The following is a 26,247-nucleotide window of genomic DNA, read 5'->3' as shown; positions in this document are numbered from 1 at the left end:
CCGACGCGATGAGATGAGACGAGACGAGTGGCGCGCCGGCGCGCCGGGCGTCCCGAAAACAAAAGGCCTGCGGACGTGCGCAGGCCTTTTGTTTTGAGACATGCGCAGCGCGAGCGGTGCGCAGGCATAATGCGCGTGGCGGCGCACAGGCCGCGACGTTTCATCGCGCGGCTCGCCCCCCGGGCCGTTCCCGAGCACGCCTCCCAATCCGGCGACATGAAGGACCCATCGACCTACCCGCTGCCACGCTCCTCGACCCAACGGGGGCGGGACTTCTCGCGCCGCGTGCTGGGACTGCGAAGCCTGGGCTGCGCGCTGAGCGCCGTCACCGTCTTCACGGCGATCCGGCATGCCGGCGGCTCGCACCCGTTCGGACATCTAGGCTACGGCGTCTGGGCGCTCAACGCGTTTCTGTGGCCGGCATTCGCGCATGCCATCGCCATGTCGTCGTCCGATCCGATCGCGGCCGAGCGACGCAATCTACTATGCGATTCCGCGTTCGGCGGCGGCTGGGTGGTCGCCATGCAGTTCAGCGGCGTGCCCTCGGCGGTGCTCGTGTCCGTCCTGCTGATGCACAACGCGTCGGCAGGCGGCTATCGCCTGTTGCGCGACGGCGTGCTCGCAATGCTCTGTGGCGGCGTGCTCGCGGGCGCGGTCCTCGGCTTCTCGTTCAGGGCGACCATCGCGCTGCCTGAACTGCTCGCGAGCCTGCCGCTGCTGCTGGTTTATCCCACGCTCGTCGGTCTCACGAGCTTCCGGCTCGCGAAACGCCTCACGCAAAGCGAGCGGACGCTAAGGCGCATCAGCGAGCAGGACGATCTCACTTCGCTGCTCAATCGGCGCTCCTGGATGCGCGCGCTCACGACCTGTTACACCGACAGGTGTGTCGGGCGTGTCGGACGTGTCGGGTGCACCGGTCCGGCGAGCATCGCGCTCATCGACATCGACGGCTTCAAGGAGATCAACGACGTGCACGGGCACCTGCAAGGCGATTCGCTGATTCGCATGCTCTCCGGTGTGCTGGCGAACCAACTCGGTGCTCAGGACATCAGTGGCCGGTATGGCGGCGACGAGTTCTGCGTGTTGTTCGAGGGGCAGTCCGCCGAAAAGGCGCGCAAGAAGCTCGAGCGGGTGCGCGCGGCGTTTGCCGAAGCGACGCGCGGGCTGGACCCGTCCGGCGCGGTGACGCTGAGCGTCGGGCTGGCGAACTACGAGCCCGATCTCGGTTCGCCGACGGCCTGGCTGGCGCTGGCCGACGGCGCGCTCTATGCCGCCAAGCGCTCCGGCAAGGATCGCGTGGTGATCGCACGCGCGGGCGGGGGCTTCGAAGGGGCGGTGCTGCCTTAGGCGGGCAGGGCGGCGCTGCCTTAGGGGGCAGGGCGGCGCTGCCTTAGGGGGGCAGGGCGGCGCTGCCTTGGGTGGGCAGGGCGGCGAACCCCGGCCGTCACATCCCGAATTCGCGCAGCCCTTCGAGGTCCAGAATCGTCAGCACGCCGTAGTCGACCTTCACGAGGCCCGCCTGTTCCAGCACCTTGAGCGCCAGATTCACCCGCTGGCGGGACACGCCGGCGAGATAGCTCAGCTCTTCCTGCGAGATCTGCACGGTGTTGTCGTCCGACGGATAGAGGTTCGGATTGAACATGGACGACAGTGAACGGGCGACGCGCGCGTCCGTGTCGAGCAGCCGCTCGTGCTCGACGGCTGCGATGAACTGCCCCAGGCGCTCGTTGAGCTGCAGCGTAAGAAAGCGGTTGAACGGGATACTGGTATCGAGCAACCAGTCGAACGTGGCGATGGGCATGTGGGCGAGCACCGAGTCGCGCAGCGCCATGACGTCGTACTTCCGGATTTCGTGCTTGAGCACCGACCCCTCGCCGAACCAGGCGCCGGCCGGCACCCCCGTGAAGGTGACCGACTTGCCGCTGGCCGACACGGTCGTGATTTTCACCAGACCCTCGATGACGCCGAACCAGGCGTCGGTAGGGTCGCCCTTGCGGCAGACGTAGCCGCCGTTCTCGACGGGGCGGACCTGGATCTCCGACACCACGCGCTCGCGCTGCTCGGGCGTCAGCCCTTGCGCCCACGCGCTGCGCTGCAACAGGGTTTCGAGCGACATATAGGGATTTTCCCTCGATTGTCATCCGGGTGACAAATCCGCCGTGGGCCATGAGGTATCTTCGCCTTGCCGGACAACGACGAGACACAGCACGCTTGGCGCGCAAGCACGGCGCCGAAGCACAAGTATAGAAGCTGCCCGCTGTCCGGCATAGCCGTCGCGCCGTATTACAGGACCACCAGGCAGGACCACAAGGCAGGACCACAGGGCAGTACCACAAGAACAGTGCGTCGTTTGCCGACGCGAAACGCATCAGCAGCGTGCCACGCGCACGCGCGCCGACCGAGCCACGCCACTGCCCCTCGACGGACGTCGAAACGTGGCGAGACACAGGAGACAGGCATGCACGAGCGGACCACCTTCCCGCGTTTGTTGCTGGCGCATGCGGCCACACGAGGCGCCGAGATCGCCTATCGGGAAAAAGACCTGGGGATCTGGCAGTGCTGGAGCTGGCAGGAAGCCGCGCACGAAGTGCGCATGCTCGCGTGCGCGCTCGCCGCCGCGGGCTTCCGGCGCGGCGACAATCTGGCCATCGTCGGCAACAACCGCGTTCGGCTGTACTGGGCAATGACCGCGGCGCAAGCGCTCGGGGGCGTGGCGGTGCCGCTGTATCAGGACGCCGTTGCCGCCGAGATGGCCCACGTGCTCGAAGACGCCGAGATCGACTTCGTCATCGCCGAAGACCAGGAGCAGGTCGACAAGCTGCTCGAGCTGCGAGAGCGCGTGCCGCGTCTGTCGCACATCATCTACGAGGATCCGCGCGGGCTGCGCAACTACGACGCCGCAGGCCTGCAATCGTATGACGCCGCCCTCGCCCAGGGGCGCGCGTTCGACGCGCAGCACCCGCGCTACTTCGACGACGCGGTGGCCGCGGTCTCGCCCGACGACACGGCAACGATCCTCTACACGTCCGGCACGACGGGCAAGCCCAAGGGGGTATGCCACTCGCACGCCGGCCTGATCGGCGCGGCCCGGCACGGCAGCGAATTCGACCGGCTCGGCCCGGGCGACGAAGTGCTGTCGTATTTGCCGATGGCCTGGGTCGGCGACCATCTGTTCTCCTACGCGCAGGCGCTGGTCGCGGGTTTCACCGTCAACTGCTCAGAGTCGCCGGACACGATCGCCACCGATATGCGCGAGATCGGGCCGACGTACTACTTCGCGCCACCGCGCGTGTACGAGAACGTGCTCACGCAGGTCATGATCCGCATGGAGGACGCGAGCCGCCTGAAGCGCAGAATGTTCTCGCACTTCATGGCGGTGGCGAACCGTTGCGGGGCGGCCGTGCTCGACGCACGCCCGGTGCCGCTCGTCGACCGGCTGCAGTACGCGCTGGGCAATCTGTGCGTGTACGGCCCGCTGCGCAACACGCTCGGCATGAGCCGTATCCGCACGGCGTACACCGCCGGCGAGGCCATCGGCCCGGACCTGTTCCGCTTCTACCGCGCCATCGGCGTGAATCTGAAGCAGTTCTACGGGCAGACGGAGACATGCGCCTACGTCTGCCTGCAGCCCGATCGCGAGGTACGCTTCGACAGCGTGGGGCCGGTCGCGCCGGGCATGGAAATCAAGATTGCCGAGAACGGCGAAGTGCTCGTGCGCGGCGTGGGACTGCTCAAGGAGTACTACAAGCGCCCGGACGCCACACGCGAAGCACTCGACGAAGCGGGCTACTTCCGCACCGGCGACGCCGGCATCATCGACGCCGACGGGCATCTTCGCATCATCGACCGCGCCAAGGATGTCGGCAAGCTCGCCTGCGGCTCGCTGTTCGCGCCGAAATACATCGAGAACAAGCTCAAGTTCTTCTCGTACATCAAGGAAGCGGTGGCCTTCGGCGACGGGCGCGATAACGTCTGCGCGTTCATCAACATCGACATGGACGCCGTGGGCAACTGGGCCGAGCGCCAGAATCTGGCCTACGCCGGCTATATCGACCTGGCCACCCACCCGCGCGTGGCGGAACTCGTTCTTGGCTGCATCGAGCAGGTGAATGCCGATCTGGCGCGCGAGCCGGCTTTTGCCGCCGCGCAGGTCCATCGCTTCGTGATTCTGCACAAGGAACTCGATCCGGACGACGACGAACTCACTCGCACGCGCAAGGTGCGCCGCGCGTTCATCGCGCAGAAGTACGAGGTGCTGATCGACGCGCTCTACACCGGCAAGACCTCGCAGTACGTGCAGACGCGCGTGAAGTTCGAGGACGGTCGCGAGGGCAGCGTGAGCGCCACGCTCGCCATCCATGCGGCGCGCGTGATCGGCGCTCGCTCCCCGGCCGACGATCCTGCGCCTGTGCGCTTGCGTTGCGCGGCCTGACGTGAGCGGCGTCCCCCTTCATCGGCACCGAGCCGCAGCGAATTCGCGGGAGTTGGCATGAACGGCACGACCAGCAGCAATGACAGACGCAAGACCGGCGACGTACTGCTCGACCTGCAGCACATCAGCCTGTCGTTCGGCGGCGTGAAGGCGCTGACCGACATCTCGTTCAACGTCCTCGAGCACGAGATCCGCGCGATCATCGGGCCGAACGGCGCGGGCAAGAGCTCGATGCTCAACGTGATCAACGGCGTGTATCACCCCCAGCAGGGCACCATCGTGTTTCGCGGGCAGGTTCGCCAGCGCATGCATCCGACGGCAGCCGCGCGCCAGGGCGTGGCGCGCACGTTCCAGAACATCGCCCTGTTCAAGGGCATGAGCGTGCTCGACAACATCATGACGGGGCGCAACACGCAGATGCGCTCCGGCCTGCTCGCCACGGCCGTCTGGTGGGGACGCGCCCGGCGCGAGGAAATGGCGCATCGCGAGAAGGTCGAGGAGATCATCGATTTCCTCGAGATCCAGCACATTCGCAAAACGCCGGTCGGCCGTCTGCCATACGGGCTGCAAAAGCGCGTCGAGCTCGCCCGCGCGCTGGCCGCCGAGCCCGAGCTGCTGCTCGACGAGCCGATGGCGGGCATGAACCTCGAGGAGAAGCGCGACATGTGTCGCTTCATTCTCGAAGTCAACGAGGAGTTCGGCACGACCATCGTGCTCATCGAGCACGACATGGGCGTGGTGATGGACATCTCCGATCGCGTGGTGGTGCTCGATTACGGCAAGAAAATCGGCGACGGCACGCCGGGCGAAGTTCGCTCGGACCCGGAGGTCATCCGCGCCTATCTGGGCGCAGCGCACGGCGCGGCCGCCGCGGCGTGAGCGGCCGCGGCCGCCCGGCTTCGTGTTCGCGATAGGGAGACATCGATGCAGTTCTTTCTGGAAATCCTGATTGGCGGGCTGCTCTCGGGCGTGATGTACTCGCTCGTGGCGCTCGGCTTCGTGCTGATCTTCAAGGCCTCCGGCGTATTCAACTTCGCCCAGGGGGCGATGGTGTATTTCGCAGCGCTTTCCGTGGTCGGGCTGATGGAGCACGGGCTGCCGCTTTGGGCCGCGGCGCTCGGCGCGTTCGTGGTCATGGTGCTCGTGAGCATGGCAACGGAGCGCTTCGTGCTGCGCAAGCTGGTCAACCAGTCGCCGATCACGCTGTTCATGGCGACCATCGGCCTGTCGTTTTTTCTCGAAGGGCTCGCGCCGCTGCTGTGGGGCAACGAGGTGCGTGCGCTGCCGCTGGGTATCGTCGACGAGCCGATTGCCTCGATCATGGACTCGACCGGTCTGCTCGTGAGCAGCTTCGATCTGGCGGCGGCCGGCATAGCGGCGGTTCTCGTCGCGCTGCTCGCGCTGTTCTTCAAGGCGACGAGCATCGGCCGCGCGCTGCGTGCGGTGGCCGACGATCATCAGGCGGCGCTCTCGCTGGGCATTCCGCTGCAGCGCATCTGGGTAGTGGTGTGGAGCGTGTCGGGGTTCGTCGCGCTCGTTGCCGGCATGCTCTGGGGCTCGCGCAACGGCGTGCAGTTCGCGCTCACGATGACCGCGCTCAAGGCGCTGCCGGTGCTGATCCTCGGTGGCTTCACGTCGATTCCCGGCGCCATCGTCGGCGGGCTGATCATCGGCGCGGCGGAGAAGCTGGCCGAGATCTACATCCCGCAGTTGCTGCAAAGCCATTTCACCGGCAACTTCGGCGGCATCGAGGGCTGGTTCCCGTATGTCTTCGCGCTGCTGTTCCTGCTGGTCCGGCCCGAGGGGCTGTTCGGCGAGCGGCATATCGATCGCGTCTGATCCGGCCGGCTTCCCGGCGGGAAGCCATCGGCACGCATGCACAAGCATTCATAGCAGAGGCCACACATGTTCTATCGCGAAGCCGGGCAGTTCAAGACGTCCTATCAGGCCGACAGCCAGATATTCCCCATCCGGCAGGACCGCGTGGCGCTCGGCACGGTCCTGGCGATCGCGTTCGGGGTGCTGCCGTGGGTGGCGTCGGAATACTGGCTCACGGCCATCCTGGTGCCGTTCCTGGTGTTCTCGCTCGCCGCGCTCGGGCTGAACCTGCTCACCGGCTACGCCGGGCAGCTCTCTCTGGGCACTGCCGCGTTCATGGCCGTGGGGGCTTACGCGTCATACAACTTCCAGTTGCGTATCGAGGGCATGCCGATCCTCGGGTCGTTCGCGCTCGGCGGCATATGCGCGGCGCTCGTCGGCATCGCATTCGGGTTGCCGTCGCTGCGCATCAAGGGCTTCTATCTCGCGGTCGCCACGCTCGCCGCCCAATTCTTCGTGCTGTGGGTGCTGACGAAATTCCCATGGCTGTCGAACAACAGCTCGTCGGGCGTCATTACGGCGCAGAAGATCTCGATCCTCGGCGTGGACATCGACACGCCCGTGCGCAAGTACCTGTTCGTGCTCGGCGTGGTCAGCGTGATGGCGCTGGTCGCGAAGAATCTGGTGCGCTCGCATATCGGCCGCGCGTGGATGGCCGTGCGCGACATGGACGTGGCGGCCGAGGTCATCGGCATTCCGCTCATGCGCGTGAAACTCATGGCGTTCGCGGTGAGCTCGTTCTATTGCGGCGTGGCCGGTGCGCTCTACGCTTACTGCTATCTCGGCTCGGTCGAGCCGGACGGCTTCTCGCTCGACCTGTCGTTCCGCATTCTGTTCATGATCATCATCGGCGGGGTGGGCAGCATCCTCGGCAGCTTCCTGGGTGCGGCCTTCATCCTGCTGCTGCCGATTCTGCTCGACAGCGCGCTGCCCACGCTCGCGTCGGTGCTGCACCTGCCGTTCACCAACGCGACGGTCTCCCACATCCAGTTGATGGTGTTCGGCGGTCTCATCATCTTTTTCCTGATTGCCGAACCGCATGGCCTCGCACGGCTCTGGCAGATCGCCAAGGAGAAGCTGCGCATCTGGCCTTTCCCGCATTGACTTCGCGCCGGCAGCGCGCATGGGGAGCCATGCGCCGCGCCGGGGCGTTTGTATGCCTTGCCATGAATAAAACCACAGACGGAGACACAGCATGAACACGAAACACTTGGCGATCACGTTGGGTACGGCGCTCTTGCTCGGCATGGGGAGCATGAGCGCGTCGTTCGCGCAGTCGAACGAGCAGTTCATCGCGCTGGCGGACTATCGCGTCGGGCCGTATGGCGCGAACGGGCAGTCCTTCTATGGCGGTTTCATCGACTACCTGCAATACGTGAATCTGAAGAACGGCGGCGTGAACGGCGTCAAGCTGACCTGGGAGGAGTGCGAGACCGAGTACAACAACGCCAAGGGCGTGGAATGCTACGAGCGTCTGAAGGGCAAGAACCCTGTCACCAAGGGCACGGCCTATCACGTGATGGCCACGGGCATTTCGTATGCGCTCATCGACAAGACGGCGACCGACCAGGTGCCGCTCGTGATGATGGGGTACGGCCGCACCGACGCGGTGGACGGCACCGTGTTCCCGTGGGCCTTCCCGCTGGTGACGACGTACCAGATGCAGGCCTCGGCCATCATCAAGTTCCTCGCCGACAAGAACGGCGGCTCGCTCAACGGCAAGAAGATCGTGTTCCTGTATCACGACTCGGCATACGGCAAGGAGCCGATCGTGGCCATGCAGGCCGAGTCGAAGATCCACAAGTTCAATCTGATCGAGATTCCGGTCGCGCACCCGGGCAACGAGCAGGGCGCGCAGTGGCTGCGCATTCGTCAGGAGAACCCCGACTACGTGGTGTTCTGGGGCTGGGGCGTGATGAATCAGACCGCGCTCAAGGCCGCGCAGAAAGTCGGCTATCCGCGCGAGAAGATCATCGGGAGCTGGTGGGCCGGCTCGGAGGAGGACACGGTCCCCGCGGGCCCGGCGGCCAAGGGCTACATGAGCGCCACCTGGAACGTCGCGGGCAAGCAGGTGCCGCTCATCGCCGACATCGAGAAGGTCGTCTACGGCGCGGGCAAGGGCAACATGCAGGACCCCTCGAAGGTCGGCTCGGTGCTGTACAACCGCGGCGTGTCGGCGGCGGTGGCCACGGTCGAGGCGCTCAATACGGCCCAGAACAAGTTCGGCAAGGGCAAGGTGATGACGCCGGTGCAGGTCCGCTGGGCGCTCGAGAATCTGAACATTGACGCGGCACGGCTCAAGGCGTTGGGTGCCACCGGCCTGCTGCCCGACATCAAGACGAGCTGCACCGATCACGAAGGCTCGGGCAAGGTCCGCATCCAGCAATGGGACGGCGCGAAGTGGGTGCTTGTCTCGGACTGGATCGAGGGCAATCGCCGGCTGATTCACCCGCTGTTCGAGGCCTCCGCCAAGCAGTACGCGAAGGAGAAGGGCATTACGCCCGCCTGCTACAAGATGTAATGAACGGTCTCGCTCGCCCGCGCCGCGCTGGCGCGGCGGGTGGGGGCGAGTGCCACGGCCGGGGCGCAGCGCCGGTATGAGCGACTTACGGAGCCAGGCAGCATGGAAGCGAGTTTGCGCGTCAACAACATCGAAGTGATTTACGACCACGTCATCCTCGTGCTCAAGGGCGTGTCGCTGGAAGTGCCGCAGGGCAAGATCGTGGCGCTGCTCGGCGCGAACGGCGCGGGCAAGAGCACGACGCTCAAGGCCATCTCGAACCTGCTCCACGCCGAGCGCGGCGAAGTGACCAAGGGCACCATCGACTATCGCGGCGAACGTGTCGAGAAGCTCTCGCCCAACGGTCTGGTCAAGCGCGGCGTGATCCAGGTGATGGAGGGGCGTCACTGCTTCGGCCATCTGACCATCGAAGAGAACCTGCTCACGGGCGCGTATGTGCGGCACGCCTCGCGCAGCGCGCAACAGCACGCGCTCGAGCGCATCTACGCCTACTTTCCGCGCCTGAAGACGCGGCGCAAGTCGCAGGCCGGCTATACGTCGGGCGGCGAGCAGCAGATGTGCGCCATCGGCCGCGCGATGATGGCGCAGCCGTCGATGATCTTGCTCGACGAGCCGTCGATGGGACTGGCGCCGCAGATCGTCGAGGAGATCTTCGGCATCGTGCGCGACCTCAATCAGCGCGAGAACGTGAGTTTTCTGCTCGCCGAACAGAACACGATGGCGGCGCTGCGCTATGCCGACTACGGCTACATCCTCGAGAACGGGCGTGTCGTGATGGACGGCGACGCGGCGTCCCTCAGAGATAACGAGGACGTGAAGGAGTTTTACCTGGGCATCGCCAAGGACGGCGCCAGCAGCACGGGGAGTTTTCGCAACGTCAAGAGCTACCGCCGGCGCAAACGCTGGATCGCGTGAACCGATGCGCGCATAGCCGACCGTCAAACTTCAACGAATTCCCGTCATCATGAACGACGACTACTTCGACACGCTCGAAATCCGTGCGCCGGAGGCGCGCGAGCAGGCGCTGCTGGCGGCGCTGCCGGCGCAGGTGTCGCACGCGCGCGCTCACGCGCCGTATTTCGCCCAGGCGCTCGGCGCGGTCGATGCGAGCGAGATCCGCACACGCGAGGCATTGGCGGCGCTGCCCGTCACGCGCAAGTCGGACCTGGCCGCACACCAGCGGCGGCACCCGCCGCTGGGCGGCTTGAATGCCACGCCCATCGCATCGCTCGCTCACGTGTACCAGTCGCCGGGGGCGATCTATGAACCCGACGGCCGCGGCAGCGACTGGTGGCGCTTCGCGCGGGCGATGTACGCTGCCGGGCTGCGCCGCGGCGATCTGGTCTACAACACGTATTCATATCATTTCACGCCGGCCGGGATGATGATCGAGTCGGGCGCTGCGCGGCTTGGCTGCTGCGTGTTTCCTGCCGGCGTCGGCCAGACCGAGCTGCAGCTCGAGGCGATCCGGCACCTGCGGCCCGTGGCCTACGCCGGTACGCCCTCATTCCTGAAGATTCTCATCGAAAAGGGCGAAGCGGCCGGGGCGGACCTGAGCAGCATCCGGCGCGCGACGCTCTCTGGCGAGGCGCTGCCGCCCTCGCTGCGCGAATGGTTTAACGGCCGTGGCATTACCGCGCGCCAGCTATACGGCACGGCGGACCTCGGGCTGATCGCGTTCGAGAGCGACGCGCAGGCCGGGCTCATCGTCGACGAGAGCGTGCTCGTGGAACTGGTCGAGCCGGGCGGCACGAAGCCGGTGCCGGACGGCGAGATCGGCGAAGTGGTGGTGACGAACTTCAATCCGGACTATCCGCTGATTCGGTTTGCGACGGGCGACCTGTCGGCCGTCCAACCGGGGATCAGCCCCTGCGGGCGCACGAACGTGCGCCTCAGGGGCTGGCTTGGACGCGCCGACCAGACGGTCAAGGTGCGCGGCATGTTCGTGCATCCGGGGCAGGTTGGCGAGATCGGCAAGCGCTATCCCGAACTCGTGCGCGTGCGTTTGCGCGTGGAAGGGCGAGTGGGCGACGACCGGATGCGCCTGCTGTGCGAGACGAGCGGGGCCCCGCCTGAAGGGCTGGCGGCTCGCGTGCGGGAGACGCTGCGCGACGTGACGCGCTTGCGCGGGGAAGTGGACTTCGTCGCGGCCGGCACGCTGCCCGCCGACGGAAAGCTCGTGGAGGACGCGCGCGCCTACGATTGATGCATGCTCGGATCCCCTCGGCCCGGTTCGCCTGGCCGCGGGTGGTGCGATGTTCTCTCGCGGCTTCTCATGGCACGGCTTGGCGGCTTCGCGGCTGCGGCCGGCGCAGGCGGAATTCGTTAGAATCGGTCTTTGGCTTCATTTACCTCATTTGCCGGAGGCGCACGTGCCAGGACTACTTCCCGATGTCGACCGCGAGGGGCTCCTCGAATATTCGGTCGTCTACACCGACCGCTCCCTCAACCACATGTCGCAGCGCTTCCAGGGCGTGATGCGCGACATTTCTGCCGGGCTGAAAAAAGTCTACAACGCGAAATCGGCCATCGTGGTTCCGGGTAGCGGCACCTTCGGCATGGAGGCCGTGGCGCGCCAGTTCGCGACCGGCAGGAAATGCCTGGTCATTCGCAACGGCTGGTTCAGCTTCCGCTGGTCGCAGATTTTCGACATGGGCGGCATTCCGTCCGAATCGATCGTGCTCAAGGCGCGTCCCGTCGAGCAAGGGCGGCAGGCCGCATACGCGCCCGCGCCGATCGACGAAGTCGTCGCCGCGATTCGCGAGCAGAAGCCCGATCTGGTCTTTGCCCCCCACGTCGAGACCGCGTCCGGCATGATGCTGCCCGACGGCTATCTGCGCGCGGTGGCCGACGCGGTGCATGCGGTGGGCGGCATGTTCGTGCTGGACTGCATCGCCTCGGGTACGGTGTGGGTCGATATGCAGGCCTGCGGCGTGGACGTGCTGATCAGCGCGCCGCAAAAGGGATGGAGCGCCTCGCCGTGCTGTGCGCTCGTCACGCTGAGCGCGCTCGCCCGCGAGCGGATCGAGACGACCACGAGCACGAGCTTCGCGTGCGACCTTCGCCAATGGCTGCAAATCATGGAGGCATACGAGAAGGGCGGCTTCGCCTATCACGCGACCATGCCGACGGACAGCCTCGCGGTGCTGCGCGACGTGATCCGGGAGACCGAGGCCTACGGCCTGGAAAAAGTGAGGGCGGAGCAGCTCGAACTCGGCAAGCGCGTTCGCGCGTTGCTGAGCGCGCGGGGGTTCCGCAGCGTGGCGGCAGCGGGGTTCGAGGCGCCGGGGGTGGTGGTGTGCTACACCGACGACGATGGCATTCGCTCGGGCAAGAAGTTTGCCGACGAAGGGCTGCAGATCGCGGCCGGCGTGCCGCTGCGCTGCGACGAGCCCGACGACTTCAAGACCTTCCGCATCGGCTTGTTCGGTCTGGACAAACTGCACGACGTGGACGGCGCCGTCGCCCGGTTCACCAGGGCGCTGGACCACATCGCGTAACGCTTGGGCCCGTAAGAAACGGCGGCGCGCCTGCGAGGGACGCGCCGCCGTCGGGCATCACACTTACATCTTCACCGTGTCGGCGACTTCCTTGAAGTCTTCGATCTGATCGAAGTTCATGTACTTGTAGATCTTGTCGCCGTTGGTGTTGATGACGCCGATGTCGGCCATGTATTCCTCCTTGGTCGGAATCTTGCCCAGACGCGAGCAGATCGCCGCCAGTTCCGCCGAGCCGAGATACACGTTCGTGTTCTTGCCCAGACGGTTCGGGAAGTTGCGCGTCGACGTCGACATGACCGTGGCGCCCTCACGCACCTGCGCCTGGTTGCCCATGCACAGCGAGCAACCCGGCATTTCGGTACGGGCGCCGGCCGTGCCGAACACGCCGTAGTGGCCTTCTTCCGTCAGTTGCTTCTGGTCCATCTTGGTCGGCGGCGCAACCCACAGCTTGACCGGAATGTCGCGCTTGCCTTCGAGCAGCTTCGACGCCGCACGGAAATGACCGATGTTGGTCATGCACGAGCCGATGAACACTTCGTCGATCTTGGCGCCGGCCACGTCCGACAGCGTCTTCACGTCGTCCGGATCGTTCGGGCACGCCACGATCGGCTCATGGATGTCGGCCAGGTCGATTTCGATCACGGCCGCGTATTCGGCGTCCGCGTCCGGCGAGAGCAGCTTCGGATCGGCCAGCCACTGTTCCATCGCCGTGATGCGGCGCTGCAGGCTGCGCGGATCCTGATAGCCCTGCGCGATCATCCACTTGAGCAGCGTGACGTTGCTGTTCAGGTACTCGATGATCGGTTCCTTGTTCAGGTGCACCGTGCAGCCGGCCGCCGAGCGCTCGGCCGAAGCGTCCGACAGTTCGAAGGCTTGCTCGACCTTCAGGTCGGGCAGCCCTTCGATTTCCAGGATCCGGCCCGAAAAGATGTTCTTCTTGCCTTGCTTGGCCACCGTCAGCAGCCCTTGCTTGATGGCGTACAGCGGGATCGCGTTGACCAGATCGCGCAGCGTGACGCCCGGCTGCATCTTGCCCTTGAAGCGGACCAGCACCGACTCCGGCATGTCCAGCGGCATCGTGCCGGTGGCCGCGGCGAAGGCGACCAGACCCGAACCCGCGGGGAAGCTGATGCCGATCGGAAAGCGCGTGTGCGAGTCGCCGCCGGTGCCCACGGTGTCGGGCAGCAGCATGCGGTTCAGCCACGAGTGGATCACGCCATCGCCCGGACGCAGGGCGATGCCGCCGCGCGTGCTGATGAAGTTGGGCAGCGTCTGGTGCGTCTTCACGTCCACCGGCTTCGGATACGCCGCGGTGTGGCAGAACGATTGCATGACGAGGTCCGCCGAGAAGCCCAGGCAGGCCAGGTCCTTCAGTTCGTCGCGGGTCATCGGGCCGGTCGTGTCCTGCGAGCCCACCGACGTCATCTTCGGCTCGCAGTACGTGCCCGGACGAACGCCCTGGCCCTCGGGCAGACCGCAGGCGCGGCCGACCATCTTCTGGGCGAGCGAGAAGCCGCGGCCGGTATCGGCCGGCTGCTGCGCCAGACGGAACAGCTTCGACGGCGGCAGGCCGAGCGCTTCGCGCGCCTTGGCCGTCAGGCCGCGGCCGATGATCAGCGGGATGCGCCCGCCGGCGCGCACTTCGTCGAACAGCACGTCGGACTTGACCTGGAACTCGGCAATGACTTCGCCGTTCTTCAGGGCCTTGCCCTCGTAGGGGCGCAGCTCGACCACGTCGCCCATTTCCATTTTCGACACGTCGAGCTCGATCGGCAGCGCGCCGGCGTCTTCCATCGTGTTGTAGAAGATCGGGGCGATCTTGCTGCCCAGGCACACGCCGCCGAAACGCTTGTTCGGGATGTACGGGATGTCTTCGCCCGTAAACCACAGCACCGAGTTGGTGGCCGACTTGCGCGAGGAGCCCGTGCCGACGACGTCACCGACATAGGCGACGAGATGGCCCTTTTCCTTGAGCGATTCGATGAACTTCACCGGGCCGCGCTTGCCGTCTTCTTCCGGCGTGATGCCGGGACGGGCGTTCTTGAGCATCGCGAGCGCGTGCAGCGGGATGTCGGGGCGCGTGGTGGCGTCGGGGGCCGGCGACAGGTCGTCGGTGTTGGTCTCACCCGGCACCTTGAACACGGTGATGGTGAGGCTTTCCGGCACTTCCGGGCGGCTAGTGAACCATTCGGCGTCGGCCCAGCTTTGCAGCACGGCGCGCGCATTGGCGTTGCCCTTGTCGGCCAGTTCCTTGACGTCGTGGAACTGGTCGAACATCAGCAGGGTTTTCTTGAGCGCGTCGGCGGCGACGGTGCCGACGTCGGCGTCCGACAGCAGCTCGATGAGCGGCTGGATGTTGTAGCCGCCAAGCATCGTGCCGAGCAGCTCGGTGGCGCGGGCGCGCGAAATCAGCGCGCAGGCCGTCTCGCCCTTGGCGACGGCGGCCAGGAAGCCGGCCTTCACGCGGGCGGCCTCGTCCACACCGGCGGGCACGCGGTGCGTGATCAGGTCGAGCAGGGTCTGTTCTTCGCCGGCAGGCGGGTTGGTCAGCAGTTCGACCAGTTCGGCGGTCTGCTGTGCCGTGAGCGGCAGGGGGGGAATACCAAGCGCGGCGCGAGCGGCCACGTGAGCACGATAGTTTTCAAGCATGGGGAGACCTGCTGATGTGCGTTTCGGGGGAAGGCTGTTCAGGCCTCCACGGCTTTTGCGGGTACTGCTTTGATCGCGATTTTAGTCCCTGCGGCTCGCAAGGTCAAATGTCTTATGTCTTATATAAGAGTTGAAGGATGGGTGCCTGCTCGGAACCGCGGCGCCGGGCGCCGCCGGCGTCGACTCGCGCCGTTTTCGCCGGCCGGTGATTAGTACGATTTTCTGGATGATCTATCCAGATTGGGCCGGTTTATGCGCCGGCCGGCAATGGCTAAATTGGAGGCTCCATTGATCAGTGAAGGAGAGCCAAATGGCAGACCATTCCATCAAGGGCAAAGTCGTGCTGATTGCCGGCGGCGCCAAGAACCTGGGCGGACTGATTGCCCGCGATCTGGCGCAGCAGGGCGCCAAAGCCGTTGCCATTCACTACAACAGCGCGGCGAGCAAGGCGCAGGCGGACGCGACGGTCGCCGCCATCGAGGCGCTGGGTGCGCGCGCGGTGGCCTTTCAGGGCGACCTGACGCGCGCTGCCGCGGTGGAGAAGCTCTTCGCGGATACCGTCGACGCCGTGGGCCGTCCCGACATCGCGATCAACACCGTGGGCAAGGTGCTCAAGAAGCCGCTCGTCGAGATCAGCGAGGCCGAATATGACGAGATGAGCGCGGTCAACGCAAAGACGGCGTTCTTCTTCCTGCGCGAGGCCGGCAAGCACGTCAACGACAACGGCAAGATCGTCACGCTGGTGACGTCGCTGCTGGGCGCCTTCACCCCGTTCTACGCCTCGTATGCCGGCACCAAGGCGCCGGTCGAGCACTTCACGCGGGCCGCCGCGAAGGAGTTCGGCGCGCGCGGCATTTCGGTGAGCGCGGTAGGGCCGGGGCCGATGGACACGCCCTTCTTCTATCCGGCCGAAGGCGCCGACGCCGTGGCGTATCACAAGACGGCCGCCGCGCTGTCGCCGTTCAGCAAGACCGGCCTTACCGATATCGAGGACGTGGTGCCGTTCATCCGGCATCTGGTGAGCGACGGCTGGTGGATCACGGGGCAGACGATCCTCATCAACGGCGGGTACACGACCAAGTGAGCCGCCTTCGCGGGGGCTTTCGCCGCCGAACCGGGTCGCGTGGGGTAGACGCCAGGCGCCGCCGATTCGGCTCAGCAGTCCCCGCGCCGTGCAATCCGAAACAAGGCCTGCGCGCGCGGGCGCGGGCGGGCCGCTCGCGTTACGGTCAGGCGGTGCTCCGGGTTATGCTTGCGTCTGTCGTTCGCCAAGGCGCTGCCAACAATAATCGGACATGGACAGATTCGACCAGTACCGGATCTTCGTGCGGGTCGCGGAGATGGGGAGCTTTATCAAGGCGGCCCATGCGCTCAACGTGCCGCGCGCGTCGGTGTCGGCCGCCATCCAGCAATTGGAGACGCAGGTCGGCACGCGCTTGCTGCACCGAACGACACGACAGGTACGGCTCACTGCCGATGGCACGCAATTGCTCGAACGCGTGCGTGTGCTGCTCGCCGACGTCGAGGAGATCGATCTGCTCTTTCACGCAAGTCAGCGTCAGGTGTCGGGCCAGTTGCTGATCGACGTGCCGAGCCGCATCGCGCGCCGATGGATCGCACCGGCGCTGCCGACGCTGCTGCGCCGGCATCCGCGGCTGCGCCTGATCCTGCGCTCGAGCGACCGCGCCGTCGATCTCGTGCAGGAAGGCGTGGACTGCGTGGTGCGCATCGGGGCGTTGCAGAACAGCAGCCTGGTGGTTCGCTCGCTGGGCACGATCGCGTTGATCAACTGCGCCAGTCCCGCGTATCTCGAAACGCACGGGACGCCTGAACGACCCGAGGAGCTGCTCTCGGACCACTGGATGGTGGGCTACGCGTCGCCGACGACCGGACGCGAATTGCCGTGGACATATCTGGACGAGCGGGGCGCCGAGCGCACGCTCGACGTGCCCAGCCAAGTCGTGACGAACAACGCCGAAGGGTACATCGCCTGTTGCCGCGCCGGGCTCGGGCTCATCCAGATTCCGCGCTTCGACGTGCAGCATCTGCTCGACTCGGGCGAACTGGTGGAGGTCATGCCCGCGCACCGCGCGGCGGCGATGCCGGTCTCTTTCCTCTACCCGCATCGCCGCCAGCGCTCGCGGCGACTGGCGGCATTCCTGGACTGGTTCGAAGAACTGATGCGCAAGCATCTCGAACCGTGACGCCCACCGGGGGGCCGCGCGCCAGCCCGTCGGCCTGCCCGGCGGCGTGTCCCGAACGTGCCCTCACGTCCCTTCGCGCGCCGGCTGAGTTTGTCGCTCCCGGTTCGTCGGTCGGCGGGCAGGGGCCGCGTGGTCAGGCGAGTGGGCGAGCGGACGGAGGGCGCTTTCCCGCGCGGGCTCAGGCGTCGCTCGTGGCCAGGGCGGAGAGCCACCCCTTCACGGTGGTGAGATGCTCATTTTCCTGCTCGAGTGCGCGGCCGAAGCTCTCGACCATCTCGGTGAGTCCTTCGGCTTCGGCCATTGTGATCAGCAGTTCCCATCCGCATTGATCGGCTGCCTCGACGGAAAGGAGTGCCGTGAGGGACTGCGGGATGTCGGTGCGCGGATCCGAGAGCGCCTGTACGAAGCCCATGCTGGTCACCCCGCAGACATCGGCGGCCGGCGTCTGCGCGGTGGGATCGGCGCCGAGCTTGTCGATGCATTCGGCCAGCAGCGAGAAGTGCTCGGCTTCCTCCGCGCGAAAGTGTGCGAGGCGCTCCTTCATTTGCGGATCGCCGCCAAGGCTCTCGACCTTGGTGAGCAGCGCTTCGTACAGTCGCACGCCGCTGCGCTCGAACGCCAGCCGCTCTCCGAGCCGATCGAGGAACATGGGCGAGCACGTGGTCGCGGCGATGTCCGTGGAGCCGCTCGTTGCCGTCATGCCCGCAACGCCGTCGGCCGGTATGGAGCCGATACTGTCGGCTTCGGCCGCGCACGCCGCGCGCATGGTCGCCACGGACGTGACCGGACCCTCAGGGTCCGCTGGCTGTTCTTCGGCAAAGTCGCGCAGCGCTCGTCCGTCGACCGGATTGAACAGGAAGCCTGTTCGATTGACCGTTTCGTTGGGCAGGGAGCTCATATGTCTTTCCTCAAAGTCGTATGTGGGGGCTACGGCCCGGGTGGCTCGCAAATGGCGATCAATCGGCCTTCACGTTGAGTTCCGTGCCGGGCTTCCACTGGTAGCCGGCGGCGACGGTGTCGGTCGGCGAGCCGTCCGCGTTGAGCCCGTCGCGGTACGCGCGCGAGGCCTCCGAGTCGTGCGTCGACTGCACATACTCGGTTCCCTTCGATCCCATCTGCACTTCGGCGTGCAGCACGCCGCGCACGAAATCGCGCTGGCTGCGCATGTCGATCGGTTTCGGCAACGGTCCGGCCAGCACTTCGGCAGGGTCGCGCCGCTCATGCTGCTTGAACAGCTCGCACACGAGGTTCAGGTGCCCGAGCTCGTAGTCCAAAAAGCGCTCCCAGATGGCCTTGATGCGCGGATTGGGTTCGTGCGCGACGCAGCTGTAATAGCCGTAGGCCTCCATTGCTTCGTGCACGAGCCACTTCTCCAGTGGCGATTCCCGCGGATCGGCCAGGCAGCCGTACTGGGTGACGTGCTGCTCCTCGATGGAGGCGATCTCGGCGTAGAGCGCGCGTGCGACCGGATCGGCGAAGGTCGGCCCGACGTTCATGTAGTAGTCGTGCGTCTGGTATTCGGCTGCGGTGATCATCGCCGAGTGTATTTTCGTGATGAGCGCTGCCTGCTGGCGGTCGTAGGCGTTGCGGATGTCGTCTTCGGGGGCGCGATGCTCGATGCGGGTCGGGCGCCCGGGCACGATGTCGGTATAGCCCTGCAGGATGTTGTTCGCGTCCTTGCCTTCGACGCGATCGAGCAGCGCCGAGTAGCGATAGAGATGGTCGAAGTCTTCGAGCAGGCCGAAGCGATAGGTTTGCGCCTGATACGGGTCGGGCTCGGCCTGCGCGACCGCCGCGGTGACTTCCACCGCGACCTGCTCGTATGCGATGGTGGTCTCGATTGGCGAATGATCGGCCGAGAGCAGCCAGTTGACCATGGTGGCCTGGTGCTGCTCGACGCGCCGGACCTGCGCGAGCGGCAGACGCAGTTCACCGCACATGCGCGAGAGGATGTGTTTGAGGCGCAATGCGTCACTCTCGACGCCGTTCATCAGAATCACTCGCACGCGCGTGAAAGCGTCGTCGTCGAGCTTGCTGATCGGCTTGCCGGCCATCTCTTTCCATGTAAACCGCTGTCTGTCGAGCGGCGTGCCTTTTGCATCCAGTAGATTCGTCAAGCTTTCCATGGGCTCTCCTCGTAAGCGACTGACGTGCCGCTCACGGGCACGCAATTGCCATGCCAAAGGGCGAGCGGCGCGCGCCCATGCCGCGAGGTGGGGGAGAAGTGGAAAAACTGCAGCGGCCTGTAGAAATGGCCAGACGCGGGTGGTCTGGGCACCATGGCTCGCGCGCGGGCTCGCGCATCGAACGGGGTTCTGGCGGAGGCGGTGAGATTCGAACTCACGGAAGGGTTGCCCCTTCGCTGGTTTTCAAGACCAGTCCATTAAACCACTCTGGCACGCCTCCGGGGCGTTGCGCGCGACGCAGCGTCGCGGCAGGAGATGCCGTCTCGAGCGACGGCCTGGGATGCGCGCGGTCCGGGAGAATCGGCGCCGGACTTCCGGCGCACAGCGGTACCGCACGGCAGCGCGCATTATACCCGCTCATTGCGCCATGTGAAGCCTTGATGAAGCCTTCAGCTCATCCAGATCGCTTCACGTTGCGCTGATTGTCGCGAGTTTGCCCTCGCCCCTTGTCTTGTCCGCGCCCGGCATGCATCATGCTTGAAGACGTGCGGTGAACGCCCTTCGCGCACCGTGCGAGGCCAGACATGACCCGGAGACAGCGCATGGATGCCGACACCTCCCGTACCCCCGCCCACGAGACGTCTTCAGACGCCGGCGGCCAACGCCTCGTCGATTGCCCTGCCGGCGGCTTCAGCTGGCAGATCCCGACGATGTTCAACATCGGCGTCGACGTCTGTGACAAGTGGGCCGACGGCAGCAACCGTCTCGCGCTCATACACGAGAGCGCCGACGGCTCGCATGTGCGTCTCACGTTCGACGTCCTCAAGCAACTATCCAACCAGCTTGCCAACGAATGGCGCGCCAACGGCGTGAAGACGGGGGATCGCATCGGCATCTTTCTGCCCCAGTCGCCCGCAACGCTCGTCGCCCATGTGGCCGCATACAAGCTCGGGGCGATCGCCGTGCCGCTGTTCACGCTCTTCGGCCCGGAAGCGCTCGCCTACCGGCTGCAGAATTCCGGTGCGACGGTGCTGGTGACCGACCTCGCGAGCATCGGCAAGATCGACGACATTCGCGCTGAGCTGCCCGATCTGCGGCTTGTCTATGTCGTGCACGACGACCTGCCCGAAGCGCATCACCACGTGGCCGAGGACCAGGACTGGGGCGTTGCCGAAGACGGTCTGCTCGCCCTGTGGCCCGCGATCGCCGCGCGCGACACCCACTTCGACGCGGTCCAAACCCGGGCGGATGCGCCCGCGCTGATCATCTACACCTCAGGCACGACCGGCAAGCCGAAGGGCGCGCTGCATGCGCACCGCGTGCTGCTCGGCCACCTGCCGGGCGTGGAGACGTCGCACAACGGTTTCCCGCAAGAGGGCGACCTGATCTGGACTCCCGCCGACTGGGCCTGGATCGGCGGGCTGCTCGACGTGCTGCTGCCCGCGCTGCACCACGGCGTGCCCGTGCTCTCGCGCCGGTTCGAGAAGTTCGATCCGGTCGCGGCGTTCGATCTGATGGCGCGTCACGGCGTGCGCAACACCTTCTTGCCGCCCACCGCGCTCAAGATGCTGCGCGCGGTCCCGTCGCCGCGCGAGCATTGGCCGCTGCAGTTGCGCTCGGTGGCAAGCGGCGGGGAATCGCTCGGGCCGGAGTTGCTGGCGTGGGGCCGTGAGCATCTCGGCGTCGACATCAACGAGTTCTACGGGCAGACCGAGTGCAATATGGTCGTGTCGTCATGCGCGGCCGAGTTTCCCGCGCTGCCCGGCGCGATCGGGCGCGCGGTGCGCGGCCACGCCGTGGCGATCGTCGACGACGACGGCAACCCGCTGCCCGTCGGCACGGTCGGCAATATCGCCATCGCGCGGCCCAACCCCGTGATGTTCCTCGGCTACTGGCACAACCCGGACGCCACGATGGAAAAGTTTCGCGGCGACTACCTGCTCACCGGCGACTCCGGGTTCATCGACGAACAGGGCTACATCACCTTTACCGGACGCTCGGACGATGTCATCACCAGCGCGGGCTATCGCATCGGCCCGGGGCCGATCGAGGACTGCCTGATCCGCCATCCGTCCGTGCAGTTCGCTGCTGTGGTCGGCGAGCCCGACGAGCTTCGCACCGAGATCGTGAAGGCCTTCGTGGTGCTGCGCGAAGGGCATGAGCCGTCGGACGACCTCGCGCAGGACATTCAGCGCTTCGTCAGGAACCGGCTCGCGGCGCACGAGTATCCGCGCAAGGTCGTCTTTCTGCCGGAGTTGCCGATGACCGTCACCGGCAAGATCATCCGCAAGGCGCTCCGGGAGATGGGGACGGTTGTCGGGGGATGAGCGGGAGATGAGCGGGGATGGGTGGGAGATGAGCGAGGGAGGGGGCAGCGAAACAATGCGACGCCGGATGGCGTCGCATTGTTTCGCACGGCGGACGTTGGCTGCGGCGCCGCCGGTGGGCGGTGCGGGCGGCGCGAATGACCGCCGCGTCAGGTGGCCTCGCGATCGAGAAACATGCCTTGCAGATCGTTGAGGAAGCGCTGTCCGAGCTCGGTCGGGGCGATACGCTGCGGATCGTCCGCGAGCAGCCCCTTCCTGACGGCCTCGTCCAGTGCCTTCGCGATGCGCGCGACCGGCAGTCCGGTGCGCTCGCCAAACAGCTCGGTCTTCACGCCCTCGGTGAGCCGCAGCGCGTTGAGCATGAATTCGAACGGCAGGTCGCGTGCATCGACCTCGCGCGTCTCCTGAATCGCATTGCCGGCCGCCGCGGCCTCCATGAAGCGTTGCGGATGCTTGTGACGAATCTGTCGCAGCACGCGGTGCGGAAACGAAATCTTGCTGTGCGCGCCTGCGCCGATGCCCAGATAGTCGCCGAACTCCCAGTAGTTCACGTTGTGCTTCGCGCGTCGATGCGGCTTCGCGTATGCGGACACCTCGTAGTGCCCGTAGCCTGCCGCCGCGGTGCGCTCGGCGATCCAGTCCTGCATGTCCGCCGCGGCGTCCTCGTCGGGCACCGCCGGCGGATACTTGTGGAACTGCGTGTTGGGCTCGAGCGTGAGGTGATACAGCGACAGATGCGGCGGCGCGAACGAGATCGCCGTCTCCACATCCTGCTGACACTGCGCCAGCGTCTGGTTCGGCAGCGCGAACATCAGGTCGAGATTGAAGTTGTCGAAGTTCGCCTGCGCGATCTCGATGGCGTGACGTGCTTCGTCGCCATCATGAATGCGTCCGAGCGCCTTCAGATGCTCGCTGTTGAAGCTCTGGATGCCGATCGAGAGTCGATTGACACCACTCGCGCGGAAGCTGCGGAACTTGTCGGCCTCGAACGTGCCGGGGTTCGCCTCCATGGTGATTTCGGCGTCGGCGTCGAGCGGGAGCAGGGCGCGCAGGTCCGAGAGCAGGCGATCGAGCCCGGCCGCCGAGAGCAGGCTCGGCGTGCCACCACCGATGAAGACGGTATGCACGGGGCGGCCCCACACCAGCGGCAGCGCCTGCTCGAGATCCTGCCGCAATGCGTCGAGATAGGCCTGTTCGGGAAACGCCTGCGCGCCGCCCTCGCCACGCCACTCATGCGAATTGAAATCGCAGTACGGACACTTGCGCACGCACCACGGGAAGTGCACATACAGCGACATCGGCGGCAGCGCCGGCAGACTGATCTTGCCGGGCCGCAGGAAGTTCTGTACGGGCGACGGGGACTGGCTCGGACCGCTCATCTCGCTCAGGCCTCCCGGCCCAGCTTTTCCAGCAGCACGCGCAATGCGCGTGCGCGATGGCTGTGCGCGTTCTTGACGGCAGGATCGAGCTCGGCGGCCGTCTGGTCGAGCGAGCGGATCAGGAAGTGCGGGTCGTAGCCGAAGCCGTGCGCGCCGCGCGGCGTGTCGACGATCTCGCCGTCCCAGCGTCCTTCGGCAATGATCGGCTGCGGATCGTCGGCATGGCGCACGAGTACGAGCGCCGCGAAGTAATACGCATTGCGATAGCCCGGCGTATCGGCATGCGGCGCGAGTTGCTCGATCAGATGGCGGTTGTTGGCGGCGTCCGACTTTTCGCGGCCGGCGCGCGCGGCATAGCGTGCGGAATAGACGCCCGGTGCGCCGCCGAGGACCGGCACGCACAGGCCGGAGTCGTCGGCCAGCGCCGGCAGGCCGGTCGCGGCGGCGGCATGGCGCGCCTTCGCGAGTGCATTCTCGATGAAGGTCACATGCGGCTCTTCGGCCTCGGACACGCCGAGCATGCCCTGCGGGACCAGTTCGATGCCAAGCGGCTCGAACAGCGAGGCGAACTCGCGCAGCTTGCCCGGATTGTTCGAGGCCAGCACGATCTTTTGCAGGGCCATCGTCAGACTCCCAGCGCGCGTTTTTGCGCGTCGATCAGTTGACGGATGCCGGCATGCGCGAGATCGAGCAGCACGTCGCTCTGCGCGCGCGTGAAGGGCGCGCCTTCGGCCGTGCCCTGAATTTCCACGAACCCGCCTTCGCTGGTCATGATGACGTTCATGTCGGTGTCGCACGCCGAGTCCTCGGCGTAGTTCAGATCGAGCACCGGCTGGCCCTGGTACAGACCGACGGAGACGGCGGCGACGTGCGCGCGGATCGGCGATGCGTCGAGCTTGCCTTCGGCGAGCAGCTTCGAGACGGCGTCATGCGCGGCGACGAACGCGCCGGTGATCGAGGCGCAGCGGGTGCCGCCGTCCGCCTGGATCACGTCGCAGTCGATCTGGATCGTGCGCGGGCCGAACTTCTGCAGGTCGAACACGGCGCGCAGCGAACGGCCGATCAGGCGTTGAATTTCCTGCGTGCGGCCGCTTTGCTTGCCGCGCGCGGCCTCGCGATCGCCGCGCGTGTGCGTGGCCCGCGGCAGCATGCCGTACTCGGCGGTAAGCCAGCCCTGGCCCGAGTCGCGCAAGAAGTTGGGCACCTTTTCTTCGACGCTCGCCGTGCAGATGACCTTGGTCTCCCCGCATTCGATCAGCACGGAGCCCTCGGCGTAACGGGTGTAGTTGCGGGTGATGCGCACGGGGCGCAACGCGTCTTGCGCACGGCCGTCCGCGCGGGTGATTTGCGTCATGAGTGAGTGTCCTGCGAGGGGAATGGATTCGGCAATACCCGAATGGTATCGCTAAATGCGCCCGGCTTGGCGGCACGGCCCGGCGCCGCGGGCGCTTCCCGGCGCGCCCGGGCCGGAAAATGCGATAATCCCGTTTCATCCATTGCATGCGAATCCGGTTACTGCTTCGTCCCGCTGGCAAACCGTCACGGGCCGGTGGTGCCGGTCACCCCGATGAAAGACAACAACCTCTACAGTATGACCGGCTACGCCAGCGTCACGCGCGACATTGCGCATGCCGATGGAGCCGCAGGCGCGAGCGTGTCGGTCGAATTGCGCACGGTCAACTCGCGCTTTCTCGACCTGGCATTTCGCATGCCCGAAGAAGCGCGTGCGTGCGAGCCGGTGCTGCGCGAAGCACTCACTGGCAAGCTCTCGCGCGGCAAGGTCGATATTCGTATCAACGTGCAGCGCCCGGAGAACGGCGCGGGCGGCGCGCTCAATCTCGACGCGGTCAGGCAACTGGCCGACCTGGAGCAGCAGGTCCTCAAGCTGTTTCCGGACGCGGAGCGCATGCGCACGGGTGAAATCCTGCGCTGGCCCGGCGTGCTCGGCGAGGAGTCGGTGAGCGCCGACGCGCTGCGCGATGCCGTGATCGACGCGGGCCGCGCCGCCATCGGCGAACTGGTCGACGTGCGCAGGCGCGAAGGCGCGCAGCTCAAGGCAAGCCTCATCGAGCGCATCGAGCGCATGGAAGCGATCCTCGCCGGACTGCAGCCGCTGGTGCCCGATCTGATCGCGCGGCAGCAGCAGAAGATCGTCGATCGTCTGCAGGAAGCGTTGGGCGTGGTCGTGCCGGAAGGCAGCACGGCGCCGGGCAAGGAAGAGATCGCGGAGCGCATCCGTCAGGAAGTGACGATGTACGGCGTGCGCATCGACGTGGCCGAAGAACTCACGCGGCTCGATGCCCACCTGAAGGAGACGCGCCACATCCTCGACAAGGGGGGGCTGGTCGGCAAACGGCTGGACTTCATGATGCAGGAGCTCAATCGCGAAGCGAATACGCTCGGCTCCAAGGCCGCTTCGAAGGAACTCGCCGATGCCTCGATGGAGCTCAAGCTCTACATCGAGCAGATGCGCGAGCAAGTGCAAAATCTGGAGTAAGTCAGCATGTCCGCGCAATCGCAAGTCCCGCAAACCGCCCTGCACGCCGAGTATCCCGGCAACCTGTTCATGGTGGTGGCCCCCTCGGGCGCGGGCAAGTCCACGCTCGTGAACGCGCTGCTCGCGCAGGACGCCGAAATTCGCCTGTCGATTTCGAGCACCACGCGCGCGCCTCGCCCCGGCGAGCACAACGGTGTGCAGTATCACTTCCTGACGACGGAGGAGTTCCTGGCGCGTCGCAAGCAGGGAGAGTTTCTCGAGAGCGCCGAAGTGCATGGCAATTACTACGGCACCTCGCGCGTGTGGATCGAAGAGCAGATGCGCGACGGCCACGACGTGCTGCTCGAGATCGACTGGCAAGGCGCGCAACAGGTGCGCAAGCGCTTCACCAACGCGGTCGGCATCTTCATTCTGCCGCCGTCGATCGCCGCGCTCGAGGAGCGTCTGAAAAAGCGCGGCCAGGACGAGCCGAACGTGATCACGCGACGCCTGCTCGCCGCCGGCGGCGAGATGGCGCATGCGCCGGAGGCCGACTTCATCATCATCAACGAAGACTTCCAGCGCGCGCTGGCCGAGCTCCAGTCGGTGGTCACGGCCACGCGTCTGCGCTTCGCTTCGCAGCGTGCGCGCCACGAGCAATTGTTCGTCGAACTGGGCATTCATTCGCCCCAGGAAGACGAGTAACCGATCATTGCACGATGCGCCCGCGTGCGGCGTTAGCGTTTTGCGCGAGG

Annotated in this window: 21 protein-coding genes and 1 tRNA gene; 14 read left to right on the top strand and 8 right to left on the bottom strand. The window is 66.1% G+C overall.

The features are described from left to right. Nucleotides 1-216 precede the first annotated feature (216 nt). Nucleotides 217-1,347 (top strand): sensor domain-containing diguanylate cyclase, encoded by a 1,131-nt coding sequence (locus CDN36_RS07405; RefSeq protein WP_287496372.1) that lies wholly within the window; start codon nucleotides 217-219, stop codon nucleotides 1,345-1,347. A 97-nt stretch (nucleotides 1,348-1,444) separates the two neighbouring features. Here the strand turns inward: CDN36_RS07405 and panV are convergent, their stop codons facing one another. Then, entirely contained in the window at nucleotides 1,445-2,116 is a 672-nt protein-coding gene (gene panV / locus CDN36_RS07400; RefSeq protein ID WP_150555697.1) for a pandorabactin biosynthesis transcriptional regulator PanV, read from the bottom strand. A gap of 342 nt (nucleotides 2,117-2,458) precedes the next feature. On the opposite strand from panV, the gene CDN36_RS07395 reads away from it, so the two are divergent. The 8 genes from CDN36_RS07395 (at nucleotide 2,459) to CDN36_RS07360 (ending at nucleotide 12,331) form a co-directional block, all read left to right on the top strand. Beyond that, a complete protein-coding gene (locus CDN36_RS07395; RefSeq protein ID WP_287496371.1) occupies nucleotides 2,459-4,432 on the top strand; it encodes an AMP-dependent synthetase/ligase in 1,974 nt (657 codons plus the stop codon). 57 nt (nucleotides 4,433-4,489) lie between these two features. Then, the gene (locus CDN36_RS07390) at nucleotides 4,490-5,311 is read left to right on the top strand and encodes an ABC transporter ATP-binding protein (protein WP_287496370.1); all 822 of its coding nucleotides are present in this window, start codon (nucleotides 4,490-4,492) and stop codon (nucleotides 5,309-5,311) included. Between the two features lie 45 nt (nucleotides 5,312-5,356). Continuing rightward, complete coding sequence (locus tag CDN36_RS07385; RefSeq protein ID WP_287496369.1) at nucleotides 5,357-6,271, top strand: branched-chain amino acid ABC transporter permease; 915 nt, start codon at nucleotides 5,357-5,359, stop codon at nucleotides 6,269-6,271. Nucleotides 6,272-6,337: 66 nt separating this feature from the next. Further along, nucleotides 6,338-7,414: a branched-chain amino acid ABC transporter permease gene (locus tag CDN36_RS07380; RefSeq protein WP_150555701.1), complete on the top strand. Its 1,077-nt coding sequence runs from the start codon at nucleotides 6,338-6,340 to the stop codon at nucleotides 7,412-7,414. Nucleotides 7,415-7,556: 142 nt separating this feature from the next. Next, nucleotides 7,557-8,831, top strand: coding sequence for an ABC transporter substrate-binding protein (locus CDN36_RS07375; RefSeq protein WP_241014105.1), 1,275 nt, complete (start codon nucleotides 7,557-7,559; stop codon nucleotides 8,829-8,831). A gap of 102 nt (nucleotides 8,832-8,933) precedes the next feature. Further along, nucleotides 8,934-9,746 carry an ABC transporter ATP-binding protein gene (locus CDN36_RS07370; RefSeq protein ID WP_150555703.1) on the top strand — a complete coding sequence of 271 codons (813 nt, stop codon included), beginning with the start codon at nucleotides 8,934-8,936 and terminating at the stop codon, nucleotides 9,744-9,746. A 49-nt stretch (nucleotides 9,747-9,795) separates the two neighbouring features. After that, nucleotides 9,796-11,037: a phenylacetate--CoA ligase family protein gene (locus tag CDN36_RS07365; RefSeq protein WP_150555704.1), complete on the top strand. Its 1,242-nt coding sequence runs from the start codon at nucleotides 9,796-9,798 to the stop codon at nucleotides 11,035-11,037. Nucleotides 11,038-11,203: 166 nt separating this feature from the next. Further along, the gene (locus CDN36_RS07360) at nucleotides 11,204-12,331 is read left to right on the top strand and encodes an aminotransferase class V-fold PLP-dependent enzyme (RefSeq protein ID WP_287496368.1); all 1,128 of its coding nucleotides are present in this window, start codon (nucleotides 11,204-11,206) and stop codon (nucleotides 12,329-12,331) included. Between the two features lie 63 nt (nucleotides 12,332-12,394). Here CDN36_RS07360 and acnB read toward each other — a convergent pair whose 3' ends face one another. Further along, entirely contained in the window at nucleotides 12,395-14,980 is a 2,586-nt protein-coding gene (gene acnB / locus CDN36_RS07355; protein WP_287496367.1) for a bifunctional aconitate hydratase 2/2-methylisocitrate dehydratase, read from the bottom strand. A 310-nt stretch (nucleotides 14,981-15,290) separates the two neighbouring features. Here acnB and CDN36_RS07350 point away from each other — a divergent pair, with 310 nt between their 5' ends. Together CDN36_RS07350 and CDN36_RS07345 are read left to right on the top strand one after the other, a co-directional pair. Beyond that, a complete protein-coding gene (locus CDN36_RS07350) occupies nucleotides 15,291-16,064 on the top strand; it encodes an SDR family oxidoreductase (protein ID WP_150555707.1) in 774 nt (257 codons plus the stop codon). A gap of 211 nt (nucleotides 16,065-16,275) precedes the next feature. Continuing rightward, nucleotides 16,276-17,184: a LysR family transcriptional regulator gene (locus tag CDN36_RS07345; RefSeq protein ID WP_287496366.1), complete on the top strand. Its 909-nt coding sequence runs from the start codon at nucleotides 16,276-16,278 to the stop codon at nucleotides 17,182-17,184. Between the two features lie 178 nt (nucleotides 17,185-17,362). On the opposite strand, the gene CDN36_RS07340 is transcribed toward CDN36_RS07345, so the two are convergent. The 3 genes from CDN36_RS07340 to CDN36_RS07330 all read right to left on the bottom strand — a co-directional run bounded on the left by CDN36_RS07340 (nucleotide 17,363) and on the right by CDN36_RS07330 (nucleotide 19,590). After that, nucleotides 17,363-18,082 carry a DUF892 family protein gene (locus tag CDN36_RS07340; RefSeq protein WP_287496365.1) on the bottom strand — a complete coding sequence of 240 codons (720 nt, stop codon included), beginning with the start codon at nucleotides 18,080-18,082 and terminating at the stop codon, nucleotides 17,363-17,365. Nucleotides 18,083-18,140: 58 nt separating this feature from the next. Beyond that, complete coding sequence (locus CDN36_RS07335) at nucleotides 18,141-19,310, bottom strand: hypothetical protein (RefSeq protein ID WP_287496364.1); 1,170 nt, start codon at nucleotides 19,308-19,310, stop codon at nucleotides 18,141-18,143. A gap of 190 nt (nucleotides 19,311-19,500) precedes the next feature. Then, nucleotides 19,501-19,590, bottom strand: a tRNA-Ser gene (locus CDN36_RS07330). Between the two features lie 322 nt (nucleotides 19,591-19,912). Between CDN36_RS07330 and CDN36_RS07325 the strand changes: the two genes are divergently transcribed. Next, complete coding sequence (locus tag CDN36_RS07325; protein ID WP_287496363.1) at nucleotides 19,913-21,637, top strand: acyl-CoA synthetase; 1,725 nt, start codon at nucleotides 19,913-19,915, stop codon at nucleotides 21,635-21,637. Between the two features lie 149 nt (nucleotides 21,638-21,786). Here CDN36_RS07325 and hemW read toward each other — a convergent pair whose 3' ends face one another. Genes hemW through rph form a run of 3 tightly spaced genes read right to left on the bottom strand, consistent with a single transcriptional unit; the run spans nucleotide 21,787 to nucleotide 24,370 of the window. Beyond that, a complete protein-coding gene (gene hemW / locus CDN36_RS07320; protein ID WP_287496362.1) occupies nucleotides 21,787-23,016 on the bottom strand; it encodes a radical SAM family heme chaperone HemW in 1,230 nt (409 codons plus the stop codon). Nucleotides 23,017-23,021: 5 nt separating this feature from the next. After that, nucleotides 23,022-23,639 (bottom strand): RdgB/HAM1 family non-canonical purine NTP pyrophosphatase, encoded by a 618-nt coding sequence (gene rdgB / locus CDN36_RS07315; RefSeq protein ID WP_150555719.1) that lies wholly within the window; start codon nucleotides 23,637-23,639, stop codon nucleotides 23,022-23,024. 2 nt (nucleotides 23,640-23,641) lie between these two features. Next, entirely contained in the window at nucleotides 23,642-24,370 is a 729-nt protein-coding gene (gene rph, locus CDN36_RS07310) for a ribonuclease PH (protein WP_150555720.1), read from the bottom strand. 213 nt (nucleotides 24,371-24,583) lie between these two features. On the opposite strand from rph, the gene CDN36_RS07305 reads away from it, so the two are divergent. Together CDN36_RS07305 and gmk are read left to right on the top strand one after the other, a co-directional pair. Further along, entirely contained in the window at nucleotides 24,584-25,513 is a 930-nt protein-coding gene (locus CDN36_RS07305) for a YicC/YloC family endoribonuclease (RefSeq protein WP_174966367.1), read from the top strand. A 6-nt stretch (nucleotides 25,514-25,519) separates the two neighbouring features. Continuing rightward, a complete protein-coding gene (gene gmk / locus CDN36_RS07300; protein WP_287496361.1) occupies nucleotides 25,520-26,197 on the top strand; it encodes a guanylate kinase in 678 nt (225 codons plus the stop codon). Nucleotides 26,198-26,247 lie beyond the last annotated feature (50 nt).

This window comes from Pandoraea sp. CB10b_02, from assembly GCF_002216225.1.
Classification (GTDB): domain Bacteria; phylum Pseudomonadota; class Gammaproteobacteria; order Burkholderiales; family Burkholderiaceae; genus Pandoraea; species Pandoraea nosoerga.
The sequence above is the reverse complement of the archived record's forward strand: the minus strand, read 5'-3'. Positions and strand labels throughout refer to the sequence as shown.